The 20,791-nt window shown below is 70.1% G+C and carries 19 protein-coding genes; 14 read left to right on the plus strand and 5 right to left on the minus strand.

The window, feature by feature from the left end; all coding sequences use genetic code 11:
- Nucleotides 1-4: 4 nt before the first annotated feature.
- The gene (locus IEY88_RS45770; protein WP_505744039.1) at nt 5-178 is read left to right on the plus strand and encodes a hypothetical protein; all 174 of its coding nucleotides are present in this window, start codon (nt 5-7) and stop codon (nt 176-178) included.
- On the opposite strand, the gene IEY88_RS00010 is transcribed toward IEY88_RS45770, so the two are convergent.
- The 3 genes from IEY88_RS00010 to IEY88_RS00020 are packed head-to-tail and all read right to left on the minus strand — an operon-like array spanning nt 153 to nt 2,516.
- Complete coding sequence (locus tag IEY88_RS00010) at nt 153-728, minus strand: nucleotidyltransferase family protein (RefSeq protein WP_189152466.1); 576 nt, start codon at nt 726-728, stop codon at nt 153-155. The genes IEY88_RS45770 and IEY88_RS00010 overlap by 26 nt on opposite strands.
- Before the next feature lie 10 nt (nt 729-738).
- Nucleotides 739-1,401, minus strand: a complete 663-nt coding sequence (locus IEY88_RS00015; protein ID WP_189152467.1) for a response regulator transcription factor — start codon at nt 1,399-1,401, stop codon at nt 739-741.
- Nucleotides 1,398-2,516: a sensor histidine kinase gene (locus IEY88_RS00020; protein ID WP_229692951.1), complete on the minus strand. Its 1,119-nt coding sequence runs from the start codon at nt 2,514-2,516 to the stop codon at nt 1,398-1,400. The genes IEY88_RS00015 and IEY88_RS00020 overlap by 4 nt, the downstream gene beginning before the upstream one ends.
- Before the next feature lie 85 nt (nt 2,517-2,601).
- On the opposite strand from IEY88_RS00020, the gene IEY88_RS00025 reads away from it, so the two are divergent.
- Entirely contained in the window at nt 2,602-4,050 is a 1,449-nt protein-coding gene (locus tag IEY88_RS00025) for a DUF1349 domain-containing protein (RefSeq protein WP_189152468.1), read from the plus strand.
- Here the strand turns inward: IEY88_RS00025 and IEY88_RS00030 are convergent.
- Nucleotides 3,983-4,807 (minus strand): alpha/beta fold hydrolase, encoded by an 825-nt coding sequence (locus IEY88_RS00030; protein WP_189152469.1) that lies wholly within the window; start codon nt 4,805-4,807, stop codon nt 3,983-3,985. The genes IEY88_RS00025 and IEY88_RS00030 overlap by 68 nt on opposite strands.
- Before the next feature lie 91 nt (nt 4,808-4,898).
- Here IEY88_RS00030 and IEY88_RS00035 point away from each other — a divergent pair, with 91 nt between their 5' ends.
- From IEY88_RS00035 to shbA, 5 genes are all read left to right on the plus strand, one after another.
- On the plus strand, nt 4,899-5,570 hold the full coding sequence (locus IEY88_RS00035; protein WP_229692952.1) for an alpha/beta hydrolase: 672 nt from the start codon (nt 4,899-4,901) through the stop codon (nt 5,568-5,570).
- Nucleotides 5,563-6,801 carry an NAD(P)/FAD-dependent oxidoreductase gene (locus IEY88_RS00040; RefSeq protein ID WP_229692953.1) on the plus strand — a complete coding sequence of 413 codons (1,239 nt, stop codon included), beginning with the start codon at nt 5,563-5,565 and terminating at the stop codon, nt 6,799-6,801. Before IEY88_RS00035 ends, IEY88_RS00040 begins: the two co-directional genes overlap by 8 nt.
- On the plus strand, nt 6,798-7,478 hold the full coding sequence (locus IEY88_RS00045) for a DUF1365 domain-containing protein (protein ID WP_229692954.1): 681 nt from the start codon (nt 6,798-6,800) through the stop codon (nt 7,476-7,478). The genes IEY88_RS00040 and IEY88_RS00045 overlap by 4 nt, the downstream gene beginning before the upstream one ends.
- The gene (locus tag IEY88_RS00050) at nt 7,475-8,701 is read left to right on the plus strand and encodes an SAM-dependent methyltransferase (RefSeq protein ID WP_189152472.1); all 1,227 of its coding nucleotides are present in this window, start codon (nt 7,475-7,477) and stop codon (nt 8,699-8,701) included. Before IEY88_RS00045 ends, IEY88_RS00050 begins: the two co-directional genes overlap by 4 nt.
- A 230-nt stretch (nt 8,702-8,931) precedes the next feature.
- Nucleotides 8,932-9,534, plus strand: a complete 603-nt coding sequence (gene shbA, locus IEY88_RS00055) for an RNA polymerase sigma factor ShbA (protein ID WP_229692955.1) — start codon at nt 8,932-8,934, stop codon at nt 9,532-9,534.
- Between the two features lie 48 nt (nt 9,535-9,582).
- Here shbA and IEY88_RS00060 read toward each other — a convergent pair whose 3' ends face one another.
- Entirely contained in the window at nt 9,583-10,773 is a 1,191-nt protein-coding gene (locus tag IEY88_RS00060) for an MFS transporter (RefSeq protein ID WP_189152473.1), read from the minus strand.
- A gap of 50 nt (nt 10,774-10,823) precedes the next feature.
- Here IEY88_RS00060 and IEY88_RS00065 point away from each other — a divergent pair, with 50 nt between their 5' ends.
- The 7 genes from IEY88_RS00065 (at nt 10,824) to IEY88_RS00095 (ending at nt 20,791) form a co-directional block, all read left to right on the plus strand.
- Complete coding sequence (locus IEY88_RS00065; RefSeq protein ID WP_189152474.1) at nt 10,824-11,864, plus strand: carbohydrate kinase family protein; 1,041 nt, start codon at nt 10,824-10,826, stop codon at nt 11,862-11,864.
- Nucleotides 11,865-11,961: 97 nt separating this feature from the next.
- Entirely contained in the window at nt 11,962-14,079 is a 2,118-nt protein-coding gene (locus tag IEY88_RS00070) for a transglycosylase domain-containing protein (RefSeq protein WP_229692956.1), read from the plus strand.
- Nucleotides 14,080-15,510: 1,431 nt separating this feature from the next.
- Entirely contained in the window at nt 15,511-16,302 is a 792-nt protein-coding gene (locus IEY88_RS00075; protein WP_229692957.1) for a M23 family metallopeptidase, read from the plus strand.
- 540 nt (nt 16,303-16,842) lie between these two features.
- Nucleotides 16,843-18,351, plus strand: a complete 1,509-nt coding sequence (locus IEY88_RS00080) for an HAL/PAL/TAL family ammonia-lyase (RefSeq protein WP_229692958.1) — start codon at nt 16,843-16,845, stop codon at nt 18,349-18,351.
- The gene (locus IEY88_RS00085) at nt 18,351-19,109 is read left to right on the plus strand and encodes a 3-methyl-L-tyrosine peroxygenase-related protein (protein WP_189152476.1); all 759 of its coding nucleotides are present in this window, start codon (nt 18,351-18,353) and stop codon (nt 19,107-19,109) included. The genes IEY88_RS00080 and IEY88_RS00085 overlap by 1 nt, the downstream gene beginning before the upstream one ends.
- Before the next feature lie 13 nt (nt 19,110-19,122).
- The gene (locus tag IEY88_RS00090) at nt 19,123-19,779 is read left to right on the plus strand and encodes an O-methyltransferase (protein WP_229692959.1); all 657 of its coding nucleotides are present in this window, start codon (nt 19,123-19,125) and stop codon (nt 19,777-19,779) included.
- Between the two features lie 61 nt (nt 19,780-19,840).
- A complete protein-coding gene (locus IEY88_RS00095; protein ID WP_189152477.1) occupies nt 19,841-20,791 on the plus strand; it encodes an LLM class F420-dependent oxidoreductase in 951 nt (316 codons plus the stop codon).

Genomic DNA, 20,791 nt, shown 5'->3' on the forward strand with positions numbered 1-20,791 from the left:
CGTCATCCGCCTCAACGGCCGCAACTACTCCGGCGGCCACTACGCCACGATCGTCGGCTACCGCGCGGGAGGCAACGAGTTCGCCGTGTCCGACCCCGCCTACGCGGGTGGCGGGCTGCACTGGCTGAGCGCCTCGAACGTCTCGTCGGGCATCAAGCTCCGCCGGTACGTCGCCTGAGGTCCTCGGGCTGATCGACGTCCGCGCCGTCCGCCACGTCACCGCACTCGACGTGGCGGACGGTGTTCGCGCGCAGGTAGTCCCGGGCGCCCTGGTCGCCGGCCGCCGACGCCATGACGCCCGCGAAGTGGTCCGACCCGATCAGCACGGGGTGCCCGACCTCACCGTCGTAGGTGGCCCTGGCCAGCGCTTCCGGCTCCGCCAGGGCCATCAGCCGGTGCAGGGCCGCGACGGTGACCCCCGGAGTGTCCACGGGCAGGACGAGCACCGCGTCCGCGCTGCCGGCCGCGTGCAGGCCGGTGCGCAGCGACGAGCCCATGCCGGTGTCCCAGTGCGGGTTGTCGACGACGGTCACGCCTTGGAGCTCCGCCCGCTGCCGCACCTCGGACGCCTGCGCGCCGAGCACCACGACCACCGGGGCGCACCCGGCGGCTCTCAGGAGCTCCGCGGCCGAGTCCACGAAGAGCTTGCCGTCCAACGGGACGAGGGCCTTGGGGGAACCGAACCGGCGGCCGGCCCCCGCGGCGAGCAGAAGACCGGCCACGCGCATGCCGTCGAATCTAGTCGGTCCCGGCGATCCGGTAGCCGATTCCCGGCGTCGTCGCGATGATCGGCGGCTCGCCCAGCTTGCGGCGCAACCGGCCCACCGTCACGGTCACGGTGTTGGTGAACGGGTCGGCGTACTCGTCCCACACCCGCTCCAGCAGGGCCTCGGCGCTCAGGAAGCCGGGATGTGCCCCGAGCAGCGCCTCCAGGACGGCGAACTCCTTCACGGACAGGGCGAGGTGCCGTCCGTCGCGCACGGCGGTCCGGCGCACCGGGTCCAGCTCGATCCCGCCGACGCGCAGCACCGGGGGCCTCGCGTCCGGTCTGCGGCGGGCCAGCGCCCGGACGCGCAGGACCAGTTCGGGGAAGTGGAACGGCTTGCCGAGGTAGTCGTCGGCACCCAGCGTGAGGCCGCTGACCCGGTCGCCGGGCGCGCCCGCCGCGGTCAGCATCAGCACCATCGGCCGCCCGGCCCGTTCGATGATCATCCGGCACAGCACGTCGCCGTGCAGTCCCGGCAGGTCCCGGTCCAGGAGCACCACGTCGTACGGGGTGAGGTCGAGGCCGGCGGCGACCAGGCCGTCGTGCGCGAGGTCGACGGCCATGCCCTGGTCGCGGAGTCCTTCCGCGACGACCTCGGCGAGGGCTTGGTCGTCCTCGACGACCAGGACCCTCACGCCGGCACCTTCGCGGCCGGAAGCGTGACCGACACGCCCAGGCCGCCGCCCGGCAGTGCGCGCAGGTCGAGCCGGCCGCCGTGCGCGGCGGCGACGGTGGCCACGATGGACAGTCCCAGACCCGACGAGCCGACGCGCTCCCCGCCGAGCCGTTCGAACGGTTGTGCCAGCCGGTCGACCTCCCGCTGGTCGTGGACGGGCCCGCCGGTCTCGACGACCAGCACCGCGGTCTCCTCGTCCGCGGAGCCGGTGATCCTGACCCATCCGCCGGTCTCGTTGTGCTTCACGGCGTTGTCGACGACGTTGCCCACCAGCCGTGCCAGCAACACCGGACTGCCGAGGGCGACCGTTCCAGGAGGTACGTCCACCGTCACGGTCAGCCCCTTCGCGCCGGCCGCGGCGGACAGCTCGTGCAGCGCGTCGTCAGCGAGCTCGCCGAGGTCGACCGGGGCGGCGTCGGCCGGCACGCCGTGCCGAGCCCTGGCCAGCAGCAGGAACCCGTCGAGCAGGTGGTCGACCCGGTCGAGCTGCACGCGCAGGCGGTCCGCGAGCGCCACCGTCGAGGCCGGCGGATCGGGCTTGGCGACCGCCACGTCCAGCGACGCCCGCATCGTCGCCAGGGGAGTGCGCAGCTCGTGGGAGGCGTTGGCGGCGAAGCGGCGTTGCGCGGTGAACGACACCTCGAGCCGTTCGAGCAGTTCGTCGATGGTGTCGGCGAGGCCCTTCACCTCGTCGGCGGGACCGGTGACGGCCAGCCGCCGGTCCAGGCTGTCCGCGGAGATGCGCCGCGTCGCGCTCGTGATCGTCCGCAGCGGCCGCAGCACCCGCCTGGCCAGCACCCGGCCGGCCACCAGCGAGACGACCGCCATCACGACCAGCGCCAGCACCGATCCGGCCAGCAGCTGGCGTGCCTGCTGGGCGTGCACCTCGGCCAGTTGTTGCTGCAACTGCTGGACTTGCTGCCGCGCCGCGTCCTGGGCGGGCGGGTTCCCGGCGGGCGCGGTGCCGCTCATGCCGCCGGACAGCAGGAAGGTCAGGACCAGCAGCCCGACGCCGGACGCGAGGAACACGGCGGCGTACAGGATCGTGAACCTGGCACCGGCGGTTCTGCTCATGTCGTCAGCATGCCCGGGAGGACCTAACAGCGGCATGACAAGGCGGGTTCGGGCCGTGTTACCGGCCGATCGGTAGACCAGCGCCATGTCGATCACCGCACTTCTCCGCCGGGAGTGGACCGCGTTCCGCACTCCCGGTCGCCTGATCTCCCTGGCCGTCGCGGCCCTCGCCGTCATCGGGCTGGGCCTGCTGTTCGCCCCCAGCAATGGGTCGTCCTGCGACGGCCCGTGCTCCGCCGTCAGCGACAGGTTCTGGTTCCGGCACCAGGACCTCGGTCGCGAAGGCGCCATCACGGTCAGGATGACGTCGATGACCGGGACGATCACCTACCCGCCTCCCGGTCACGACCAGATCGTCGCCGGGCTCGTCCCGTGGGCGAAGGCCGGGATCATCGTCAAGGACGGCGTGCGGCAGGGTTCGCGCTACGCGGCGCTGGCGATGACCGGCGCCCACGGCGTGCGTTTCCAGCACGACTACGAGCACGACGTCGCCGGACGCGCGGGCGGCGTCTCGGCGCAGTCGCCGGTCTGGTTGCGCCTGACCCGGTCCGGCGACACCATCACCGGGTCGGAGTCCGCGGACGGCGAGCAGTGGCACGTCGTCGGGACCGCGCAGCTCACAGGCCTCCCGGACACCGTCCAGGTCGGACTCTTCGCCACCTCGCCGGGCGACCTCACGCTCCGGGAGACCGGACTCGGCGGCACGATCGAGCAGGTGCGGTTCACCCAGGCCGTCGGCGTCTTCGACACCGTCACCGTCGAGGGCGGCACCGGCCGGTGGGACAGCAGGCCGGTCGGCGAGATGAACCACACGGACTGGGAGAAGTTCCACATCGCGTCAGGCGCGGTGGAGAAGGACGGCGTCGTCACGGTCAGCGGCACCGGCGACATCGGGCCGATCGGTGAAGGAGGAGTGCACGGCGTCGAGAAGACGTTGTCCGGCTTGGTGATCGCGTTGGTCGTCGTGCTCGTCGTGGCGGCACGTCATGGCGCTCGAACGGCTCAGGAGACGTCCTCCCGGCAGGTGGTCGCGGCCCGGGCGGCCGTCGTCGGGTCGGCCACCTTCGTCACCGGTCTGGTCGCCGCCGGCATCGTCGTCGCGGCCGCGGCACCGTCGTGGTGGACCGGAGTGCGGGTGGTCGCCGGCGTCGCCGCGGTGCTCGCGCTGTGCGCGGTCCTCTCGTACGGGTTCGGCGTGTGGCTGCGCCGCGGCTGGGCGGCGATCGTCGCCGGACTGGCGTTGATCGCCCTGCCCCACGCCGTCACGTCGGTTCCGCTGCTGCCCGACGCGGTCGCGGAGTGGCTGCTGCGCATCACCCCGGCCGCGGGCTTCGCCGTCAAGCAGACGGTAGTGGAGTATCCGCAGGTCACGGCGCACTACGCACCGTCGGCCGGGTACTTCCCGCTGCCGGGGTGGGCAGGACTCGCGGTGCTCGGCGCGTACGTGGCGGTAGTGCTGTGGCCGGCTAACCCAGGTTCTCGAGGATCAGCGACGACGCCGCTTCCGGGATCTCCTCGGGGATCCAGTGGCTGACGTCCTCGACCATCTCGAACCGGTACGGCCCGGTGCACCACTTCTCGGTCTCGAAGGCCGCGAACGACCCGAACGCGACGTCCTCGGTGCTCCAGACGTACATCGTCTTCACGCTGACCTTGTCCGCGGCGCCGTCTGGCCTGCCCGCGCGGTACCAGTTCAAGGCGGCCGTCAGCGCGCCCGGCTCGGACAGCCGCTGCACGTACTCCTCGACGTGCGAGGGCCGGATCCGCCACTCGAACATCTGCTTGAGGGCGTGGGCGTTGTTGTCGAGCATGCGCTTCTCGGTGCTGCGCTCACGCCAGTCGCGCATGTACTGCGACCGCATCGCCTGCTCCTCGTCGGTCTGCAGCGCGGTCTTCAGGGCGCCGGGGTGCGGCGTGGAGAAGACGGTGAGGGTGCGCAGGCGTTCGGGGTGCTCGATCGCGGTCCACCACGCGACGGCGCCGCCCCAGTCGTGGCCGACCAGGTCGAACGTGTCCCAGCCCTGCGAGTCCGCGATCGCGATCACGTCGCCCACCAGGTGTGTGACCGTGTACTCGGACACCTGCTCCGGGCGCACGCCGGGGGAGTAGCCGCGCTGGTCGGGTGCGACGGCGCGGAAGCCGTTCACGCCGAGGACCGCGACCTGGTGCTCCCACTCGATGGCGGCCTCGGGGAAGCCGTGCAGCAGCAGCACCGGGCGGCCGTCCTCGGGACCGGACGCGATGGCGTCGAAGGACCCTGCCCCGGTCTCGATGCTGAGGTGTTCGATCACGAGTTCGAACACTACCTGTGTGAGCTGGCTCTCATCGGGCGAGCCGACTGACGTGGCCTCACGAACATCAAGTGTGCATCCGCAAGTGGACGTGGCGAAGCCACGGGGCGAGACGAATGCCGTCGTGCTGGTGCTGCACGGCGGACGGGAACACGGCACGGATCCGGTCCGGCGCCTCAACCTCGCGTACCTGCGGATGGTCCCGCTGGCCCGCGCGCTGCGCGCCCCCGGCGTCGAGGTCTGGACCCTCCGCTACCGGGTGCGCGGCTGGAACGCGCCGGACCTCGATCCGGTGAAGGACGCCCAGTGGGCGCTGGACAGGATCGCGGAGCTGCATCCGGGCAGGCCGGTCGTGCTCGTCGGGCACTCGATGGGCGGGCGGACCGCGCTGCGCGTCGCCGGGCATCCGAACGTGGTCGCGGTGTGCGCGCTGGCGCCGTGGCTCGTGCCCGGCGAGCCGTTCGAGCAGCTCAGGGGCAAGGCACTGCTCATCGCGCACGGCGACATGGAGCGGATGACGGACCCGGCGAGGTCGCTGGCGTTCGCGCGGCAGGCCAAGACCGTGACGGACCGGGTCGCGCGCTTCAGCGTCGTCGGCGACGGGCACGCGATGCTCAAGAGGGCGAAGGACTGGTCCCGGCTGGTCGTGGCTTTCGTCCACGGTGAACTCGGGCTCGAACCGGTGGCACCCGACATCGCGAATGCGATGCGGGAGGTCTCGCCGCGAGGCCTCGACGTGCCTTTGGGAGGCTCGCGTGGCTGAGGTCGCCGTCATCGGAGCAGGGGTTGCCGGGCTCACGGCCGCCTATGTGCTGCAACGCAAGCACGACGTGACGCTGTTCGAGGCCGACGACCGGCTCGGCGGCCACGCGCACACGCACGACATCGGCGGCACGGCCGTCGACTCCGGGTTCATCGTCCACAACGAACGGACCTACCCGAACCTGATCAGGCTCTTCCGCGAGCTGGGCGTGTCCACTCAGGACTCCGAGATGTCGATGAGCGTGCGGTGCGACGGCTGCGGCCTCGAGTACGCGGGCGCGAAGAAGCTGCCCGGGTTGTTCGCCCGCCGTGAGAACGCCATCAACCTCGACTACCTGCGGATGCTCAGCGAGGTCACGCGGTTCTACAAGCACGCCCAGCGCGTTCTCGCCCACGAGGAGGCGCACGACGTCACGCTCGGCGCGTTCCTCGCGATCGGCGGGTACAGCCGGTACTTCATCGACCACTTCATCGTCCCGCTGGTCAGCGCGGTGTGGTCGTCCGGCGCGGCGCTGAGCATGAAGTACCCGGCCTGGTACCTGTTCGAGTTCCTCGCGAACCACGGGATGCTCGCCATCGGCGGCACGCCGCAGTGGAAGACCGTGGCCGGCGGCTCGCGCACGTACGTCGAACGGGCGGTCCGGGGGCTCAAGGCCGTGCACGTCGGCACGCCCGTCCGGGCCGTGACGCGCACCGCCGCGGGGGTGGAGATCCGTGACGAGAACAACGTGCCGCACACCGTGGACCACGTCGTCATCGCCACGCACCCGGACCAGGCGCTGGGCCTGCTGGCCGACCCGACGCGCGAGGAGAAGGAGGTGCTCGGCGCCTTCCGGTACTCCCGCAACGAGACGTGGCTGCACACCGACGCCTCGATCCTGCCGCGGGCGACCGGCGCGCGGGCGTCGTGGAACCTCTACAAGCGGGCCTGCCGGGAAACGAGCGACCAGGTGCTCGTCAGCTACCACATGAACCGGCTGATGCGGCTCGACGAACCCCGCGACTTCGTCGTCACGCTCAACCCGCACGACGTGAACCCGGACCGGGTGCTCGCGAAGATGGTCTACGAGCACCCGATCTACACGCCGGAGTCCGTTGCCGCGCAACGACGTCTGCCCGAGATCAACACCGGCACGACGGCCTACGCCGGTGCGTACCACGGCTGGGGCTTCCACGAGGACGGCTGCGCGTCCGGCGTGCGTGCGGCCCAGCACCTCGGGGTGGACTGGTGATCTACGACGTCCTCATCACCCACCAGCGCCGCGAGTTGCTCGACCGGACGTTCAGCCACCGCGCCTACATGTGGCTGGTCGACCTCGACGGGCTGCCGCGCCTTCCCCTGTGGGCGCGGCCGTTCGCGAGGTTCCAGGCCCGCGACCACCTCGGGTCACCGGACAGGACCATCCGGGAGAACCTCGACGAATGGCTGGCCGGGCGCGGGATCGACCTCGGCGGCGGACAGGTCCTGATGCTCGCCAACGCGCGCGTGCTCGGCTACGTCTTCAACCCGCTTTCCGTGTACTGGTGCCACGACGCTTCCGGAGAGCTCGTGTGCGTCGTCGCGGAAGTGCACAACACCTACGGCGGACGGCACTGCTATCTGCTGCGCACCGACGACAAGGGGCGTGCGTCGGTCGACAAGGAGTTCTACGTCTCCCCGTTCCTCGAGGTCGACGGCCACTACGTGATGAGGCTGCCGAAGCCGGGGGACCAGCTGTCCGTGACGATCGCGTTGCGGCAGAACGGGAAGACGACCTTCAGCGCGACGATGAAGGGCGAGCGCAGTTCGGGACTGCGCATGCTGCTGCGCCGTCCGCTGATGCCCCAGCGCGTGTCCGCGTTGATCCGCCGTCACGGAATCGCGCTCTACCTCAGGCGCGTCCCGATCATCCCCAGGAGCGATGGATGAGCACGTTGTCCCTGCCCAAGCCCAACCAGGGCATTTGGCCAGGCCTCTTCACCGCGCCGCGGTCGCCGATGCGCGCCCGGATCGCCGAGTCGCTGTTCCGCAACGCCGTGAGCTCGTTGCCGGTCACCGTGCGGTTCCCCGACGGCCGGACGTGGGGAGCCGGTGGCCCGGTGATGCGGCTCGTCCGTCCCGGCGAGTTCTTCCACCGCCTCGGTGCCGACGCCAAGATCGGCTTCGGCGAGGCCTACATGGTGGGCGACTGGGTGTCCGACGAGCTCGCGGACGTGCTCGCGGTGTTCGCGGCCAAGCTCTCGACCCTCATCCCGCCCGGCCTGCAGCGGATGAGGCGGTGGGCGGAGCGGCGCCAGACCGAGGTGAACGACGTCGCGGGCTCGCGGCAGAACATCCACCGGCACTACGACCTGTCGAACGAGCTGTTCGCGGTGTTCCTCGACGAGACGATGACGTACTCGTCGGCGTTGTTCGACCGCGGCGAGGCCGACCTGCGCACGGCCCAGTTGCGCAAGATCGACGGCGTGCTCGACTACGCCGGCGTCCGGTCCGGCTCCCGCGTGCTGGAGATCGGCACGGGCTGGGGCGCGCTCGCCATCCGGGCGGCGCAGCGGGGTGCCACGGTCACGTCGCTGACCATCTCCGCCGAACAGCGCAAGCTGGCGCTGGCTCGGGTGAGGGAGGCGGGTCTCCACGATCGGGTGACGGTCGAGCTGCGTGACTACCGAGAGGAGCACGGTCGGTACGACGCCGTCGTCAGCGTCGAGATGATCGAGGCGGTCGGTGCCGAGTACTGGCCCGAGTACTTCTCGATGCTCGACCGCGTGCTGGCCCCTGGCGGCCGCGTCGGGCTGCAGGCGATCACCATGCCGCACGACCGCATGATCGCGAGCAAGGCCAGCTACACCTGGATCCACAAGTACATCTTCCCCGGCGGGCTCATCCCGTCGGTGCGGTCGATCGAGGAGTCGGTGCGCGACCACACCCGGCTGCGCATCGCCGAGACCCGGTCGTTCGGCGACGACTACGCCGAGACGCTGCGCCGCTGGCGCGAGACGTTCCTCACCCGTTGGGACGAGGTGCGGGACCAGGGCTTCGACGACACGTTCCGCCGGATGTGGGAGTTCTACCTCGCCTACTCGGAGGCAGGCTTCCGCGTCGGATACCTCGGGGTGCAGCAGTTCGGCATGGCCGAAAGACTGGGCCGTTAGGACCACGTTCTACCCCATAAGGGTGCTGCTCGCCCCACCCGACTGGACTTCGTGGTCCTCTTTGAAGCAGGCGGTATCAATCGGCTCGCTGCGGTCTCTTCTTCAGTGAAGCCCCTAGTGTCGCTGTAGTGGAGGAGGTCGCCGGGATGGTCATGCCCACAGCCGTGCGAACCGGTGGCGGTGTCGGCGTCCTCAGTGCCGAGGAGGCTTGGGATTCGCCAACGGTGCCCATGCGCCGTCGGGTGCGCCAAGCGCCGGTCTCCAACCAGTGGCTCGCCGAAGCCGACTTCGCCGACCTCGTCGACGCCGCTCTCGCCGGAGACAGACGGGCGGTCGAGCACCTGCTCGGCCGCATCCAGCCGCTGATCGTGCGCTACTGCCGCGCCCGTGTCGGCGGCCGCGAGCGCACGCTGGTCTCGGCGGAGGACATCGCGCAGGAGGTGTGCGTGGCTGTGCTCGGCGCGTTGTCGAAGTACCGCTACGAACCCGGCTCGTTCCTCGCGTTCGTGTACGGCATCGCCGCGCACAAGGTCGCCGACGCGCGCCGCCGTGCCGTCCGCAACCGCGCCGAGGTCGTGCCGGAGCTGCCGGACTGCCCGTCGCTCGAGACCGGTCCGGAGCAGCACGCGGTCAACGGCGAGATGATGGCCCAGGTCACGCGCCTGCTGCACAAGCTCCCGGCCCGCCAGCGCGAGATCCTCGTGCTGCGGGTGGCCGTGGGCCTGTCCGCGGAGGAGGTCGCACTGGCGGTCGCGTCGACCCCCGGTGCCGTGCGGGTGGCACAGCACCGGGCGCTCACCCGGATGCGGGAGATGATCGCCGAGGAAGGCTGACGCGCTCGATGATCGGCGCGTTCGCGCCGTCGTCGACGGTCTCCGGCGTCAGTGCACGGGTGCCGTCCGGAGATCGCTGGACCCCCCGACCACCGCCGTGACCAGCACCAACGCCCCGAGCACCAGCAACGTGACCGCGCCGCCGACGAGATCCGCCAGCAGCGCCCCGACCACCGGAGCGATGGGCGTGAGCCCACGGGTGACGAAGTTCAGCAGGGCGTCCATGCGCCCCATCAGCTCGTCGGGCACCAACTCGGTGAAGATGGCGCCCACGGAGACGTTGAGCATCGGCGTGCCGATCGCGGTGAGCATGAGAGGCACGAACGGCCACCAAGCGCCGAACGGGAGCGCCATCGCCATCATGCTCGCGCCGAACAGGGTGAGCACCGCGACGACCAGCCTGCCGGGCGTCATGGTGACCCTGGGCGACAGCAGGGCGCCCAGGACGCCGCCCACGCCGATGCCCGTGAGCACCAGGCCGACGAGCCAGTCGGGACCGCCGCGCTCCTTGACCAGCGCCATGACCGGGAGCAGCGAGGCCGAGCCGAGCAGGTTCAGGGCCAGGAAGATCGCGATGATGTTGCGCAGGCCGCGCTGGTGCCACAGCCAGGTCCACGGTTCGCGCAGGTCCTGGCGCATGCGCTGACGTGGGCGTTGCCCGGTGCGTGGCGGGATCTTGGCGAACCACGCGCACACGGCCGCGACGAGGAACGACAGGGCGTCGCCGACGAACGGGACCGAGCGGCCCAGGCCGAAGAGCAGCGCGCCGAGGGACGGGCCGACCAGGTACGCCACGTGGGTGCGCGCCTCCTCCTGCGCGTACGCGGCCCTGAGCTGGGCGGGCGGCACGACCTCCTTGATCGCGGTGGCGCGGGCCGGCCCGGTGAACGCGGTGCAGACACCGTCCACCGCCGCCAGGACCAGGAACAACGGCATGGAGTCGAGGCCGGTGACGACGTTGACCGCCATCACCGCGACCGCCGCGGCCTGGGTGGTCTGGCTCCAGACCAGCACCCTGCCGCGGTCCCAGCGATCCACCCACACGCCCGCCGGCATCTGGGCGAGGACCAGCGCCGCCGCCCGCACGCCCGCGATCACGCCGGCCCAGAAGAGCGAGCCGGTGACCGCGAAGATCAGCAGGGGGACCGCGACCGTCGTGAGCTGGGTGCCGAGCTGCGAGACCGCGCTGCCCAGCCACAGCAGCTGGAACTGAACGTTCTTCCTGAGCGGCTCCGCCATGCGGACGTTTCTAACGCATGATCACCGACCGCGGGTGGCAAGGTTTACGCATGGCTGACCCCGGCGCCGAACCCGCCTACGACGTGCTGCTCACCGGCACCGTGTTCCTCGACATCATCTTCACCGGCCTGCCGCGCCCGCCGGAGCCGGGAACGGAGGTGTGGGCCGACGGACTCGGGTCGTGCCCCGGCGGCATCGCGAACCTCGCGGTGGCGCTGCGCCGGCTCGAACTGAAGACCGCGCTCGCGGCGGCGTTCGGCGAGGACGCGTACGGCGACTTCTGCTGGGACGTGCTGGCGGACCAGGAAGGCGTCGACCTCTCTTACTGTCGTCGCTTCTACGGGTGGCATTCGCCCGTGACGGTGTCCATGGCGATGGAACGTGACCGCAGCATGGTCACGCATGGGCACAAGTCGCCCGTCATCGCGGACGACCTCTTCTCACCACCACCGACGACCAAAGCCTGCTTCGTGCACATCCAGGCGGAGGACGAGCAGTGGGTGCGCACGGCGAAGGAGAACGGCGCCCTGTTGTTCGCCGACATCGGCTGGGACCGCACCGGGGCGTGGTCGCCCGAGTTGCTGCGCAGGCTCGCCGGATATGACGTGTTCCTCCCGAACCACGTGGAGGCGCAGGGGTACACCCGCACCGACACCCCGGAGGCCGCCGCGCGCAAGCTCGCCGAGCACGTGCCCGTGGTGGTCGTCACACGCGGGGGCGGCGGAGCGGTCGCCGTCGACAGCGCCACCGGCGAGTGCGTGGACGTGCCGGGCCTGAACGTCGCGCAGCTCGACGCGACAGGTGCCGGTGACGTGTTTGGCGCGGGGTTCGTGATGGGCACTCTGGCCGGGTGGCCGCTCGAACACCGGGTGCGGTTCGCGAACCTGTGCGCCGCGCTGTCCGTGCAACATTTCGGTGGCTCGCTGTCGGCTCCGGGCTGGGGCGACATCGCGGTCTGGTGGCGGACGGTGAGCAGGCGGCCGGACGAGGAGTTGTCGCGGTACGGGTTCCTCGACGACCTGCTTCCCGACCACGCGGGCGTCGAGGTGCGCAGGGCCAGCCCGACGATCGGGCTGCGGTTGCTCCGGTAGGTTGGAAAACAGTCGATCAGCGGACGCAACCTCATGGGCCTTCCGCGCGACTTATAGGTAGAGAGTCTCTGGGGTTTTGCTCGGAAGGAGTTGCGGGTTGTTCGCCGCACGCGCGTCAGGCTTGGTCAAGTTGCTGGGGTTGTGCCTGACTGCGGGCGTTCTCCTCGCCGCGATGGTGTTCCCGTTCGTCGGAGGTCTCGGGCTCGCGTCCAACCGCGCGGCCGACACGGTCGACCAGACGTCGGGTGACCTCGCGAAGGGGGAGCTGCCGCTCGTCACCACCATCCAGGACATGAACGGCGACCCGATCGCCTACCTCTACGACCAGTACCGCATCCCGTTGGAGTCCAAGGACATCGCGGACACCATGAAGGGTGCGATCCTGGCCATTGAGGACAAACGGTTCTTCGAGCACCAGGGCGTCGACTGGCAGGGCATCGCCCGTGCCGCCGCCAAGGCCGGTGTGGACGGTGGGGCGACGCAGGGCGCGTCGACGCTCACCCAGCAGTACGTGAAGAACTACATGGCGTTCGTGCTCGGCGCCGACAACGAGCAGGAGGCCTGGGAGAAGGCCACCGAGGCGACCATCGGCCGCAAGATGCGCGAGGCGCGCGTCGCGTTGCAGCTCGAGCAGCAGATGAGCAAGGACGAGATCCTCACCGGCTACCTCAACATCGTGCCGCTGGGCAACCAGACCTACGGCGTCGGCGCGGCGGCGAAGGCGTACTTCAACACCACCGCCGACAAGCTGACCGTTCCGCAGGCCGCGCTGCTCGCCGCGATCGCGAACCGCCCGTCGTCGCTGAACCCCGGGGCCTCCCCGGAGAAGGCGCTGGAGCGCCGCAACATCGTCATCGACAAGATGCGCGAGAACGGCGCGTTCGGCTCCGACGAGACCGAGGCGAAGAAGAAGGCCGAGGAGTTCAAGGCCCAGCCGATGGGCATCGTCGAGGACCTGCAGATCCTGCCCAAGGGCTGCGTCGGCGCCGGTGACGGCCCGATCTACGGCTTCTTCTGCGACTACCTGCTCGACTACCTGCGCACCGCCGGCATCACGAACAAGGAACTGCAGCGCGGCGGCCTCACCATCAAGACCACGATGGACCCGAAGGCCACCAAGGCCGCGAAGCAGTCGGCCGAGCAGCAGGTGCCGAAGACCCAGAACGGCATCGCGAACGTCATGTCCGTCGTGCAGCCGGGCACTGACAAGCACCGCGTGCGCGCCCTCGTCGCCTCCCGCGACTACGGAAACAAGGCCGAGCTCGGCCAGGTGGCCCGTCCCGTGCCCGCCGAGGTCCTGCCGTTCGGCCCCGGCTCGGTGAACAAGGTCTTCACCGCCGCCGCGGCCCTCGAACGCAACGTCATCGGCATCGACAAGCCCATGGACGTCCCGAAGGTCTACTACTCGAGGGTCTACCCCAACGGCGGCGCGCCGTGGAAGGTCGAGAACGCGGGCCCCTACGGCGAGAAGATGACGCTGACCCAGGCCCTCGCGCAGTCCCCGAACACGGGCTTCGTGATCCTGCAGGAGAAGGCGGGCCTCAGCCAGACCGTCGACATGGCCTACCGCCTCGGCATGCGCGAAACCCTCCAGGGCGCGAACCGCTCCGGCGAACCCCTGAAGCAGGACAAGTCGAACGGCCCGTCGCAGGGCGACTGGACGAAGCAGAACAACGCGGGCTCCTACACCCTCGGCCCGGGCGCGACCAGCGTCCTCGAACTGGCGAACGTGGCAGCGACCATCGTCTCCGGCGGCACCTGGTGCCCGCCGAGCCCGGTGGAACAGGTCCTCGACCGCTACGGCAAGCCGATGCAGCTCAAGGAACAGCCCTGCGAGCAGGCCGTGAACACCGAACTGGCCAACTCGCTGGCCCAGGGCATGTCGCACGACACCACCGGCAGCGGCACGGCGGCCGACGCGGCCCGCGGCAGCGCCTGGACCCGCCCGACCATCGGCAAGACGGGCACCACCGAAGAGCACAAGTCGGTCGCCTTCCTGGCAGCGACCCCGCAGTACGCGGGCGCCGTCATGACCTACGCCGACGGCAACCGCCCCGAGGTGATCTGCGCGAACCCGATCCGCCTGTGCGGCACGAGCAAGTCGGGCGTGTTCGGTGGCCAGGTCGCGGCACCCACCTGGTTCAACGCGATGAAGGTGATCCACGAGGGTCTGCCGGTGGCGCCGCTGCCTCCGGCCGCGGCCAGGTACAAGTAAGCACTGCTCGGCCAGGGGCCGTCGGACGCCAGGTGCGTCCGGCGGCCCTTTGTGCTGGGTGGGGGAGGGAGCCGCGCCGGTGTGGCTGGGGGCGGTGGGTTGGGCGGCAGGGCCGGGGTGGGCGGCAGGTGGGTTGGGCGATAGGTGGGTTGGGCGGTAGGGCCGGGTTGGGCGGCGGTGGGTTGGGCGGCCGGTGGGTGGGGATTGCTGGGTGGGAACGCTGGGTGGGGCGCTGGGCCGCAGATGGGGTGGGCAGGCGGCTGGGAGAGGTCGGTGGGTCAGGTCGGGCAGGCCAGGTTCGGCAGGGCCGAGCCGGGTTGGGCAGGGCGGGACCGGGCAGGGCAGGGCCGGGTTGGAACGGCTGGGTCGGGCAGGCCAGGTCGAACGGGCCAGGTCGGGAAGGGCTGGCCGCGAGCCAGGGCGGGAGCATTGCTCAGGAGAGGCCGGGCCGGATTCAACTGAGCTGGGCCCGACGTGACTACGTCATGTGCTTGCGCATGCTTGCGCAGGCGTCCCCTTTGATTTGGAGTCCCCCGCGACCCAACCTAGCCAGCAGGTCTGACAGTCCCGCGCGCAAAGGGCAACGGCGAAGCCGAGCCACCCTGCCGCTCAACGCAACGGCGAAGCCGAGGCGTCCCTCCAAACACAACAGGCAACGGCGAAGCCGAGCCCCGTTCCGCCAACGGCAATGGCGAAGCCGAGGCGTACCTACCTAGGACTACCGGGCAAGCGGTGGTGACGTGCCCAGCTCGGCGATTGGGGCTTGACCTTGAGGAGCTGGATGCGACCGTTGCAGGGATCGGCCGGGCTCTTAGTGCCCGGCCTTTTAAGGCCGATATGTGCATCCAGCTAGAGGCTCAAGGTCAAGCCCCAATCGCTATCGTCGCGCAGCGGCGATGACCGGCACCGGCCCGTCTTGACCTACGCAACCACCCTCGCAAGGCGACTTCACGCATGGCAGGCGGCCACCCCGCTGGAACGCGACAAGTCAATGCAAGCTGACCCGCACCCCCGGCCCTCCAGAGCCCTTCAGCCGAACCCCGCGCGCCCAAACGACCCCAACCACCCGAAGTGACCGTCAATCCCACCCCATCCCCACCCCACCACCCAGCAAACCTTTCACGATAAAGCGACTGACCAGTACAAACACCACCACAGGGATTGGTCCAAAACCCGTTGACCATGCCCTAAACGGCTCGACTACCCAAAGTGACCAACAGTGGGCCTAATCACCTGAACCCCCACTTCGCTTGCCCGCGCCGGTCACGCGAGGTTACGTTCTGCGCCGCATGTCACGGTTCGATAACCGCAAGGACACGGAACGCCCCCGAAGCGGTCCAGTCCACCACCGGGCCCCCGAAGCCCGCAGCCAGGCCCCCGACACCTGGCGCAGCGCGGTTGCCGAACTCCCCCGAGTGCATGGAGGCAGTTTTGGCACGGCATCGAGCGAAGGGTCCTCTGGTCGACGTCATCACCAGAGTGGACCTGGACCGCAAGAAGGCCGTCGCGGTGGTTGTCGCCGCGGGCGCCCTCGCCGGCGCCGGTTTCGCCCAGGCGGCTACGACCGTCAGCCCGGTTGATCGCATCATCGCCCCCGTGGCGGCCACGAAGAACCTCGCTGCGGCGATGACCGCGCCGCCGCAGCAGCAGGGGCCGCAGACGATTCATTCCGTCGAGACCGGGTCCGAGGCTCGCAAGCTCCTGCAGGCCGAGCAGATCCAGGCGCAGTTCCACGTCGCCGAGGCGCTCAAGTCCGCTGAGGGTGCCTACGCGAAGCGTCAGGAGGCCGCCAAGGTCGAGGCGGCCCGTGTCGCCGCCGCGGAAGAGGCGAAGCGGCCCAAGTGCGTGCGGCCCGCCCAGGGGTCGTTCACGTCCGGCTTCGGTGCCCGGTGGGGGACCAGTCACAACGGCATCGACATCGCGAACGCCATCGGCACGCCGATCGTCTCCGTCATGGACGGCACGGTCGTCGAGGCCGGGCCCGCTTCCGGGTTCGGGCTGTGGGTTCGTGTTCAGCACGACGACGGCACCGTCACCGTCTACGGGCACATGAACACCATCGACGTGCCGCAGGGCGCCAAGGTCAAGGCCGGGCAGCAGATCGCGACGATCGGCAACCGCGGGCAGTCGACCGGGCCGCACGTGCACTTCGAGGTGTGGGCCGCCGGCGGGCAGAAGATCAACCCGGTCGGCTGGCTCGCCGAGCGCGGTGTGAGCCTGTAACTCGGCCGCCTGATCACTAGAATTCCCGGTAGTCTCCGGCCACGCCGTCGTGCACGATGCACGGCGGCGTGGCCGCATTTGCGTGTGGCACAAGGAAAGCCAGTGCGCCCGATCGGGTCAACGGCAAGACTTTCGTGGTCACGCAAGGCGACGTCGTGACGGACGAGCCGCAGGGACCGGGGTGGCGCCCTGCGCGAAGATCCGCCAGGTTGGGTTCGTGCGAGAGCTGAAGAGGTCCGTTTCAGGCAAGATCCCGCGCCGTCCGCTGCGGGACGGCTCGCGGTGAGGCTGCCGATCACCGTTGTCGTTGGTGTGAAAGGACATTCTCTTGCGGTGACGACAGGTTCACCCCAGTGGACCAGTCCACCGATCTTTTGGGCCGAATCGTGCGCGGAGAGTTCGATCACCTCGCCGGCGGCTTGAAGGTGCCTGCGCGGAGCTGAGAAATTTTCCTCGCTTAGTGCGTACATAAGGCCCTTACTCGCTGACTGGTCAACCGGGATCGTCGCGAGTGGCTCCCCACAGTCCTCAGGAGGCGTCGTGCCTGTCGGAACCTCTTCTGCTGCCCTGAATCTGGCCTCGCACCTCGAACCGGCGCAGCTCGAGCTCGCCCGCGACCCGCTGCACGTCGCACTGCCGGCGGACGTGCGCGCGCGGATCGCGCGCTGTCGCGAGTTCGTGCTCGAAGTCAGCGCTTCCGGACGCCCGATCTACGGTGTCACAACGGGTTTCGGCCCGCTGGTCGAGTTCGCGGGCCGCGCGGACAGCGCCAGCCAGTGCGACAACACCATAATCCACCTCATAGTCGGCCACGGTGAGCTGCTACCGCCAGCCGTGGCTCGTGCGGCCGTGCTCGCCCGGCTTTTCTCGTTGGCGCAAGGGCGATCCGGAGTGTCCCAGCAGGTCGTGGACTCGCTGACTGCCATGCTGGACACCGAGTTCGCCCCAGCGGTACCACGATTGGGGTCGGTCGGCGCGAGTGGTGATCTCCAGCCGCTCGCCTACGTGGCACATGCGTTGCGCGGTAACGGTAACGCGTTCTTCCAAGGAAGACTGATGCCCGCCGGGGAAGCGCTCACACGGGCCGGGCTGGTCGAGCTCGTGCTCGACGGACGGGACGCGCTCGCGTTGGTGAACGGCACCTCGGTGACGGCCGCGGCGCTCGGACTCGCTGTCGCGCAGGCGGTCCGTGCGCGCCGGACGGCGGAGTTGTTGTCCGCCTTGATGACCGACGTCCTGGGGTGCGGCACCGAGTTCACGTCGGTTGGACTACTGGCCGCGTTCGGGCATCCGGACGTCGCTGAAACGGGTGCGTCCATCAGGACGTGGCTCGAAGGCAGTAGGCCATCCGGTGAGCGGTCGCTCCAAGAGCCGTACAGCATCCGTTGCACACCACAGCTGATCGGCGCGGCCCGCACGAGCGTGCGGCACGCGGACGAGGTGGTGCGCCGCGACCTGAACGGCGTGAGCGACAACCCGTTGTTCTTCCCGGAGACCGGGGAGGTCGTGCACGGCGGCAACTTCTTCGGCCAGCCCAGCGCCTTCGCGGCCGATCAGCTCAACGTCGCCCTGGTGCAGCTGGGCAACCTGGCCGAACGCCAGCTGGACCTGCTGGTGGATCCCCACCGCACCAACGGGTTGCCGCCGATGCTGAGCCCGCTGCCCGGTCAGCACCACGCGTTGCAGGGCGTGCAGCTCTCGATGACCGCCACCGTCGCCGCGATGCGCAGGGCCGCCGCGCCCGCCTCGATGCAGAGCCTGCCGACGAACCTGCACAACCAGGACGTCGTCCCGTTCGGCACCCAGGCCGCGCTCACCGCGCTGGACCAGGCGAGGTTGCTGCGGTACCTGCACGCCGGGGTCGCGATCGCGTTGCGCCAGGCCGTGCACGTCGGTGCGCGCCGCCCGCAGGCGCCCCGGCTCGCGGCGGTGTTCGACCGGTTGGCGCTGGAGGTGCCGCCGATCGTGGAAGATCGGCCGCTGGACGTCTCGCTGGGCCGGGTGGCGGACGTCCTCGACGCCCTCGTGTCCGAAGTGGAGGGTGTTTGATGAGTGCTCCCGTCTGTCTCCCCGCGTGGGGGCACACCTGGGTGGACCTGCCGGTGCTGCGAATGCCGATGCCGGGCACGGAACTGATTCCGTGCGCGGACGGCTGCTTCCAGCTCCCGATCTCCATCCGCACACCGGAGGATCCGGTGGAACACGCGGTGCACCGGTGGTTCCTCGGCCATCACGGCGCGTTCCTGGTCTGGAAGTTTCTTTCGGCTTCACTCGATCGGCTGATACGTGAGCCTGATTCGCGGTCAGTCCGCCTCGCTGCGCTTGGATACGACGCGTACTCGGTGATGCTCGCCTATTCGGGCAGTTGTTCCCGTGAGATGTACGAGGACGTCATCCGGCCGATGATGGTGACGTTCGACCCGGCGTTCAGCGGGCGGTGGGCACGTGACTACGAGCCCCTGCCAGACCTGTTGCGCCGGGCTCGTGCCGCACTGGGGCCTGTGGCGGCCGAACCGCTCTCCTCCGCGAGCAAGGCGAACCTGGTGGCACACATGGAGGTCATGCGCAGGCTCGTGCCCGGCGGCCCGTCGCTGCTGCGCGAGTCCGGCCGGTCGCGCACGACCACCACCGACGCCGAGCGCGCCCGGTTCGACGAGTTCTTCCTCGTCAGCCGGGAGAACGTGTGCGTGAGCCGCTACCGCGCCCACCGCGCCGCCGTCTTGTCCGCGATCGGTCACGACCTCGCGAAACACCCGCTGAGGAGCGAGCACGGCGAGACACTCAGGACGTTCGCCACCCGACTATGAGAGAAGGCCGCGCGTGAACGACTTCAAGGCCGTGGTCATGACCCCGCAGATCTACCGCTACGTGCGCGAGCAGGCAGGCCGGCCCAGCGCGGTGCAGGAGAAGCTCATCGCCCGCACGCTGGAGCTCGGCGACTCGGCGGAGATGCAGATCCCGCACGAGCAGGCGGTGCTGCTGTCGTTGCTGGTCAAGCTCACCGGCGCGCAGACCGTGGTCGAGGTCGGCACGTACACGGGGTACTCCACGCTGGCGTTCGCGCAGGCACTTCCCCCGTCCGGCAAGGTCATCACCTGCGACGTCTCCGCCGAGTGGACCGCGATCGCCGAGGAGGCGTGGCAGGCGGCGGGCGTGCGCGACCGGATCGAGCTGAGACTCGGCGCGGCCGCCCAGACGCTGGCCGAGATGCCGGAGGAACCCGTCATCGACCTGGTCTTCATCGACGCGGACAAGGTCGGGTACGTCCACTACTGGGACCTGCTGGTGCCGCGTGTCCGCCAAGGCGGCCTGCTGCTCGCCGACAACACCCTTTACTACGGCGAGGCCGCCGCCGAGCAGCCGGAGGGCAACGCCGCCGCGATCGACGCCTTCAACAGGTTCGTGCGCGCCGACCCGCGCGTCGAGGCGGTGCTCGTGCCCATCGCGGACGGGCTGACCATGGCCCGCAAGCGGTGAGGTTGTGGGCATACCGACCGGTCGGTAGGGTGGCGGCGAAGCTGCTCACCTGGAGGCGTTCATGGCTCGTTGGGGAATCACGCTGCCGTTGATCGGCGTGCCGGTGCTGGAGCACCGCGCGCTGGTGTCCGAGCTCGCCGGGCTCGGCTACACGGACGTGTGGTCGGCCGAGACGACGGGCACCGACGCGTTCACGCCGCTCGCCCTGGCCGCGCAGTGGTCCTCCGAACTGCGCTTCGGCCCGGCGATCGCGCCCGTCTACACGCGCGGCCCCGCCACCCTGGCGATGACCGCCGCGACGCTCGCGGAGGTGACCGGTGGCCGGTTCGTGCTGGGCATCGGCTCGTCGTCGCCCGCGATCGTGCAGCGCTGGAACGCGATCCCGTTCGAGGAGCCGTTCAAACGCACCCGCGACACGCTGCGCTTCCTGAAGGCCGCGCTCGCGGGCGAGAAGGTCTCCGCCGACTACGACACGTTCTCGGTGAAGGGGTTCAAGCTGGAGCGCCCGCCGGCGGAGAAGGTGCCGATCATGCTCGCGGCGCTGCGCCCGAACATGCTGCGCCTGGCCGGTCGCGAGGCCGACGGCGCGATCACGAACTGGCTGGCCGCCTCCGACGTGCCGCAGGTGCGCGCGGAACTGGGCGACGCCGAGCTCGCGGCACGGATCTTCGTCTGCCCGACCGAGGACGCCGACGCCGCGCGGGCGCTGGGCCGCATGCTGATCAGCACCTACCTGACCGTGCCCGCCTACGCGGCGTTCCACGACTGGCTGGGCCGCGGCGAGGCGCTGCGGCCGATGCACGAGGCGTGGGCCGCGGGCGACCGCAAGGCCGCGTCGAAGTCGATCCCGGACGAGGTCGTGGACGCGCTCGTCGTGCACGGGTCGCCCGACCAATGCCGTGACCGCGTCGCCGAGTACCAGGCGAACGGCGTCGACACCCCGATCATCGCGCTGCTCCCGACCGGTGGGGACCAGGTCGAGCAAGTGCGCGCGCTCGCACCCAAGAGGTGA

This window comes from Lentzea pudingi (assembly GCF_014646255.1).
GTDB lineage: Bacteria > Actinomycetota > Actinomycetes > Mycobacteriales > Pseudonocardiaceae > Lentzea > Lentzea pudingi.